At 70.2% G+C, this 2597-nt stretch carries 2 protein-coding genes; one reads left to right on the forward strand and one right to left on the reverse strand.

The annotated features are described in order from the left end of the window. Positions 1–471: 471 nt before the first annotated feature. Positions 472–1290: a thioesterase family protein gene (locus tag AB0G02_RS34845; RefSeq protein WP_360803078.1), complete on the reverse strand. Its 819-nt coding sequence runs from the start codon at positions 1288–1290 to the stop codon at positions 472–474. A gap of 185 nt (positions 1291–1475) precedes the next feature. On the opposite strand from AB0G02_RS34845, the gene AB0G02_RS34850 reads away from it, so the two are divergent. Continuing rightward, positions 1476–2069: a TetR/AcrR family transcriptional regulator gene (locus AB0G02_RS34850; protein ID WP_360803081.1), complete on the forward strand. Its 594-nt coding sequence runs from the start codon at positions 1476–1478 to the stop codon at positions 2067–2069. Positions 2070–2597: the final 528 nt, after the last annotated feature.

Consider the following 2597-nt stretch of genomic DNA (forward strand, 5'->3'; position numbering starts at 1 on the left):
CGGTCGGCGGTGGCCAGCCACTCGTCGTGCCAGCTGTCGTAGTCACCGGCGGCGATGCGCTGGCAGGTGACGGCGATCTCGCCGAAGTCGCCGCCGCCGTAGGGGATGTGCCCGAGGATGCGCAGCGTCTCGTACCAGAAGCTGGGGTTGTCGGGGAAGAACACGGGCTTCACGACCCACTCCTAAAAGCAGTCATCATCTGCGTTACAGGAGGACAGTAGGAGTCGGCAGGCTCATAACGCAAGCGAAAACTGCGTTAAGGTGGATCACGTCGCGGAGCACCGGTGTGCGCCGAGGTCCGCGCGGCGGTGCCCTGGGCGGGTCGCCGGCCCGACCGTCGAGCGAGGCTGCGCGCCTTCACCGTCGACGATGTCGCCGGGCAAGCCGGTCTGCTCGTTCACCGGCGCGAGGTTCTCGATGAACTCCGCTATCGAGCGATCGTCCGCAGGACTCGGAGGTGAGCCGGCGAGGTCAGAGGCGGAGGCCGAGTTGCCGGGCCTGGGCGACCAGGCGGCCGGTGCTGTCCCACAGCTGGGCGTCTTCTTCGACGAGGCCACCGGCGAGTCGGGTGGCTCGCATGCGGGCCTGGACCCAGCCGGGCGCGGGTTGCCGCCGGAGGTGGATGGTGAGCTCGATGGTGGGAACGGCGACCGGCCCGACGAGTTCGCCCAGGGCCGAGGGGGAGGCGTCGACGAACAGCGGCAGTGCGGCCAGGTCGGGTGCGCGGCCGTCGGCGAAGCGTATCCAGGCGTCGAGTCGGGCGGTGCCCGGTCCGGGGCCGCCCACCCATCGGGAGACCGGAGGAAGTCGGTAGTCGAAACGCTCGGTGACGGTGGCGTCGAGGCCGGCGGCGAGATCGGGTGGCGGAACGAGGCAGTGGGCGGGGCCGCCGAGGGAGGGTGGTCCGGCCGACGGCTCGGCGGGTTCGTCGAGGAAGCGCGGATGGCCGTAGGTGGCCAGCACGCGGACCCGTTCTTTCCCGTCCTGCCGCAGTCCGGCCGTGGCGGTGCTGGTCAGCCGGCCTTGTTTGACGACCTCGACGTCGATGTCGGCCGGTCCGAGCCGGGCGGGGCGCGGGAAGTGCGCTGTGGCGGTGAGCAGGGGCCGCCCATCGGCGGCCTGGGCGGCTGCGGCGAGGGTGAGGGCGAACAGGTAGCCGCCGTGGGGCAGGCCGCCGATGGTGGTCCAGGCGGGGGAGACCGTCGCCGGCCACCGGTTGTTCCGGCCCGCTCCCACCGCGGTGTCGGTGTCGAACCGGTGCGTGCCCGTCATGCCGTACGGCCGAGACATGCGTGCAGGAGGCGATGAGGGCTCGTCTCGACTCTGTGGACGAAATCCTCCGTCATGTGCATGTGTCTCTCCTCGGGTGAGGGCCTGTCGGACACGGCCACTCCTCGAAGCAGCCGATCTTCGCGCCCGGACGCTACGTTGAGGCGCAAGGCAAACGCAATCTCCTGCTGCATTAAGGTGGGGTGGTGGCAGACAAGGAAGCGGTGCGCCGGCCCGGCGGGCGGAGCGCCCGCGTACGGGCAGCGGTCCATCAGGCGGTCGTCGACCTCGTGACCGAGCGGGGGTACGGCAACTTCACGATGGGTGACATCGCCGCCCAAGCCGGTGTGGCCGACTCCAGCCTCTACCGCCGGTGGGGCACGCTGGAGAACCTGACCACCGACGTGGCGATCACGTGGCTGACCACTCATTCGCCCATTCCGGACACCGGCAGCCTCGCCGGCGACCTGAGGGGGTACGCCGCCGGGGTGGCCCGTGACATCAACGGGCCAACCGGCCTGGCCGCGCTTCGCCTCGTGATCGCCCTCGCCGGCGCCGGGGAGGCGGGTGCCGGAGCCCGCGACCAGTTCATCACCGAGCGACGCCGGCAGCTGCAGGAGATGCTCGACCGCGCCCAGGCTCGCGGCGAACCCGCTGTCGAGGCACTGGACATCCTCGACCACATCCTCGCCCCGTTGTACATCCGCACGCTGTTCGGGATGGGCCCGGTGACCGCCGACCAGGCGCACAAGCTTGCCGACGGCCTCCTCGCCCGCACCGAGGACGCCGGCCGGCGTTGACCCAGCGGGCCGGCTGACCGGCCTCGACGACGAACGGCCCGCGTGCCGGACCACCAGGCGCGGTCAGATGAGCGCCGCCTTGTCCGGACCTGGTCGACGGACTCCGCGACGGCCGCAGATCAGCCCGTCCTGCGCGTCCGGGTGGCACCGCTGATCACGGGTAGGGGATGGGCGCGTAGAGCACCTGGTCAACAACCCGATCGCGATCCGATCCGACAACCGCGCATCCGTCTCGGGCTTCACCTGCCCAGGCCGTGGCCTCCAGCAGCTCCAGGACACACAACCCACCCGAATCAACCCCTAAGTCACTGATATTGGCCCTAGGTAGGAAACCCTCGGTGCTGGCGGTGGGGCTGGCACCAGCACAGGTCGTGGGGGTTGGCCTGATGGTTGAGCGGTCGGGAAATTTCTAGAGTTCTCCTCATGCTCAGGCAATTGATCCCCTTGCGCCGTGAAGCGGTCGCACTGTCCTCCGCGGTCCTCGTGGCCGTCTCGCTCGCGGCGTGCTCGACTCAGACCGCCGCGAGC

The organism is Actinosynnema sp. NPDC023658, from assembly GCF_040639995.1.
Lineage (GTDB): Bacteria > Actinomycetota > Actinomycetes > Mycobacteriales > Pseudonocardiaceae > Actinosynnema.